Genomic DNA, 3,930 nt, shown 5'->3' on the forward strand with positions numbered 1-3,930 from the left:
ATGGTGCTTATATCCCTGTAGATATTCCGCTCCGTAGTACCGAAATCCTCTGCCAGGGTTTTAGGAGTACATTGTTTACGTATATCAAGGATTCTAAGGATGGAGAGGAGCCTGTGTATCTTCTTTTCCCTGTCCACATCTTTTTTAGACTGACCCGCCATAATCTTCCCTCCATCGGCATATTTTATATATTCCTGGAGATTGTTGTCAAACCATTCTTTACACCATGATATGGCACCGGTAAATACTAACGGTTAAACTGACCTACCTTTGTCACTTCATTGTATTATACTTTTCCCTTATACCAGAGGGCTTCCCATTGAAAAACATGCTCACCATTTTACTTACAGTTTATTTTACATATGTTCAATGTGTTAGGTCAGTCCTTTTTGCTAAGGCTGCAACAGGGCTCCATTGTCAGATTGCAGCATCTGCAGTAACACATATTAATATAGAATTTAACAGGGCAGTTGCATTAAATGCAGGTTTGATGAAGGCAATTGGTCCAGGGAGGTTAGTTGATAAGATTGTAGATTATGATGATATAAAAAATGCCATATATGCCCCGTCTCTGAAAATTTCAGCAACATGGGGCGAAGCAGAAGGAAAGACTGCCTCTTTACAGCTAGACAGAAATAATATCGAAAGAATTAGAGAGATCACAGGTTCAATCCTGTTGAAAGATGATGTGGGATTAACAATAGGTCGAAGTGGCGAACATGGAAATATAATGCTTGAAGACAAGGGCATTGTTACAGGAAATGGATCATCTAAAAGGAGAAATAAGGAGTCAATAAAAGCAGTACTTGCCTCCCACAGAGGAAGCATTTACTTTATCTACAAAAAGGCCATTAGGGACAACCAGTCATTAAAAGGTACCGTCGTAATAGAATTTACAATTGCACCAAACGGAGATATTGTCTCAGCACGAATCGAATCAAGCACAGTCCATGACCGGATATTTGAACAACAGGTTTTAAAACGCATCCAGACATGGAAATTCCTCACGGTACCGGAAAGCGGCGACACTGTAATAAAGTACCCATTGGAGTTTGAAATTGAGTAGGTCTGCATTGATCATCAGGGCTACTACAAAAAGAATCCTGGAAGATATAAATATTACAGATACATGTTAGGAAGGGTTCAATATATTGAGAAGGTCTGGAGTGTCAGGGAGGCGAGTGAGGATAGTTTTCAGTGTTATATTCTGTTACTTGCAACATCAGCTATCATCTTCCAGATCAATTCCCATAGCCGAAAGAACTGCTCCGGATAATGCATTCAAGGTTAAAGGTGTCAATCTCCCATATTTCTTTGTCAGACGGCTCTTATCTATTGCCCTTAATTGAAAGCATAAGGCAACGGAATCATGGAGAATGCCTCCGTCCCCTTTCTTTATAAAACATGTGCCTGGGAGAGCTTTGCGGGAAAGGTTTGTTGTCAGAGGAATGCAAATCAGGGTTGATGTAAATCTGCTTAAATCAGGATTCTGAAATACAATAACCGGCCGCTCCCTGCCTTGTTCTGAGCCTTTTACTGGATTAAGGTCTGCAAGAAATATGTCCCCTGTCCTTGGCTGTATAAGTGTCAATCTTTCCTATCCTCCTCTTCAAGGGTATCCCCCCATTCTGCAATACCGCTTTCCGCCAATCCAGTAAATTCATGCATCTCTTCTTGATTAACCACTGGCTGTGCCGTTAAAAGTGTTATGTCAAGATGCAGTGCCTCTGCAATCTTCCTTAAGGTTGTAAGTGAAGGCACATGGCACCCTTGTTCTAAACGGACTATATTGGGCCTTGCTATTCCGGTCAACTTTGAAAGGTCTTCCTGTCTTAACTCTTGCCGTTCTCTTGCCTCTCTGATTCTCTGTGCAATAGCCCATGCGATAACCCTATTGGGGTCTTCTTCGTTCCGAATATGTATCTTTTTCTTCAAAACGAGACGTTTTACGGATGTTGAAAAATGGCGGCCGCTAATAGCGGCTAATAGATATTCGATTAATACCGGAGCAAATTGAAGGTCAAGGATTTGTTCAGCTTCCTTTGTCTGTTTCTTGTAGCGGCTAAGATTCTTTAATGAGGAGTTAAGCATTGAATCAATATTAAGCATTCTTCCCCTTCTTTACTATGCGTCTCTTATTCTTGATAGACACCCCAGCCATGGAAGTCTTTAATCTAAGCTTCTCCTCTTTAAGAATGTCTACTTCCCTTATAAGTCTGTTATTTTCTTTGTGTAACTCGGCGACTACATCGTTAAGGGTTTGTATCTCCTTATACAAGGCCGTATTAACACTCTTCATTGACACATAGGCACTTGAGACCTGCTCATAACGCCCTATCATGTTGTCATAATGCTGCTTTAGGTTGGCTGCGTATGCCTTTAAATTTTGATGTTGATCTTCGAGTCTATTTTTAGAGACAATCTGAAATATATTGGCTATCAGACTCCCAAATGTAACCAGCCCGAGGAAATCATCTGAGATATTTTTGGGTTTAACCATTTTTGTAGCCATGTCTGCCTCCTCTAATTTTTATGATTAGAGTATCATATTTGATACATATTTGCAAAACTTAATTCTTCTATCTCCCTTAGCCTCTGTATCTCTTCCAATATATTATCCAGCTCACCGTCCTGAAATTTCAAACTTCCGCAATGCTTTACCATTACTTCAGGGTACCCTTTATATTCCGTTATAAAACACTGCATATAAAAATGTCTACAACATGCTCGCTTGAATTTGCGTTCCTATAATCCATTACAGGTGATTGCGAATCCACTCAGCGGCCTTCCGTACTTTATGTTCCGATACCCAACGGCCTGCGCCGCTACGCTTGATAGAACTATCCAAGTCTAATATATTATATAGCTCAGGGAGGATAAGTAAGGTGTCACCCGAATTCTACGCCTACTTGATTATCATCCCTGTATGGTTTGACCAAAGTAAAAAATCAAGATCATCCATTGGAATTCCAGTATCTCTTGCAAGATTGATCATTCCTATTTCAAATTCGAGGTATTTCTCCTTGGATAAGGAAGGGCTATTTATGTCATTAATATATTCTAATCTATCTAAATCTTTCCTTATATGTGTATCGAGGACTGCTATATCATGCCCTAAGCCTATCCCAACATTTCTGAGGAATTGGCTTGCCACTTTCCATCTTATCCCCATTTTCCCTATTTCTTCATTTAATGAAACTAAGTATTCTCTTGCCCCATGAATATCCCAGACTTTTTGTTTTAGAAATCTGTTTTCTAGTACTTGTTTTATCCGTATAGACCCGTTATTGCTGAATTGTTTTCGCCATTTCAAGATCGATTCAACTTTCTTGTCGGATACTCCATAGTTATTTTCAGATATATAGCGATCAATCTTTTGCTTCGTCCCATGAAAAAGCAACTTTTCCTTTTCTAAGCCAGTCACCACTTGAAGGGTTTTCTCAGCACCTGTGCCTGCGATGAGAATGCAGTAGCAAAGTTCAGCGAAGACCCCTTCATTACTTTTATTCCACCCTTTTCTAAGCTCATCTATTCTATGTTGAATAGAATCTTTTTTGACCTCATAGAGAGACTTCAGATCATTAAAGGTTATTAATATTGGTTCAACATATACTGTTTCTTCCATCATTGTCACTATCTCCTTCCCGAAGGTTTTTTTGTATAAATGGAACTGAAAACATCTATTGAGTAATGTGTCCCCCGAATTTCTTAATTTAAAAGGGGCATTAAGTTATTTTATCTTGAATGTTATTCCATAGCCCCTCCTTTCCCCACCGTTCTCATTTAAAGATAACACAAGCCACTGACAGCCTTTTGTCAGTCTGTAAAATGTAACTGATGATATGTCACTACACATCTCCATATTTCCTCAGCATCTCTCTCATCTGGCAAATCACCTCTTCCCTCAGCTCCGCAGGTGCAAGGATTTCG

At 39.6% G+C, this 3,930-nt stretch carries 7 protein-coding genes; 1 reads left to right on the top strand and 6 read right to left on the bottom strand.

The genetic code is table 11. The features are described from left to right. A partial coding sequence (locus HZA08_13915) for an HTH domain-containing protein (protein ID MBI5194516.1) occupies positions 1-161 on the bottom strand: 161 nt, incomplete at its 3' end. Positions 162-319: 158 nt separating this feature from the next. Here HZA08_13915 and HZA08_13920 point away from each other — a divergent pair. Beyond that, complete coding sequence (locus HZA08_13920; protein MBI5194517.1) at positions 320-1,066, top strand: energy transducer TonB; 747 nt, start codon at positions 320-322, stop codon at positions 1,064-1,066. 156 nt (positions 1,067-1,222) lie between these two features. Here HZA08_13920 and HZA08_13925 read toward each other — a convergent pair whose 3' ends face one another. The 5 genes from HZA08_13925 to HZA08_13945 all read right to left on the bottom strand — a co-directional run bounded on the left by HZA08_13925 (position 1,223) and on the right by HZA08_13945 (position 3,628). Continuing rightward, a complete protein-coding gene (locus tag HZA08_13925) occupies positions 1,223-1,582 on the bottom strand; it encodes a type II toxin-antitoxin system PemK/MazF family toxin (GenBank protein MBI5194518.1) in 360 nt (119 codons plus the stop codon). Between the two features lie 5 nt (positions 1,583-1,587). Then, positions 1,588-2,109: a helix-turn-helix transcriptional regulator gene (locus HZA08_13930; protein ID MBI5194519.1), complete on the bottom strand. Its 522-nt coding sequence runs from the start codon at positions 2,107-2,109 to the stop codon at positions 1,588-1,590. Further along, positions 2,102-2,512 carry a hypothetical protein gene (locus tag HZA08_13935; protein MBI5194520.1) on the bottom strand — a complete coding sequence of 137 codons (411 nt, stop codon included), beginning with the start codon at positions 2,510-2,512 and terminating at the stop codon, positions 2,102-2,104. Before HZA08_13935 ends, HZA08_13930 begins: the two co-directional genes overlap by 8 nt. Before the next feature lie 32 nt (positions 2,513-2,544). Next, a complete protein-coding gene (locus HZA08_13940) occupies positions 2,545-2,706 on the bottom strand; it encodes a hypothetical protein (protein ID MBI5194521.1) in 162 nt (53 codons plus the stop codon). A 199-nt stretch (positions 2,707-2,905) separates the two neighbouring features. Next, complete coding sequence (locus HZA08_13945; GenBank protein ID MBI5194522.1) at positions 2,906-3,628, bottom strand: hypothetical protein; 723 nt, start codon at positions 3,626-3,628, stop codon at positions 2,906-2,908. Positions 3,629-3,930 lie beyond the last annotated feature (302 nt).

It is taken from the genome of Nitrospirota bacterium (assembly GCA_016212215.1).
Classification (GTDB): Bacteria; Nitrospirota; 9FT-COMBO-42-15; order HDB-SIOI813; family HDB-SIOI813; genus JACRGV01.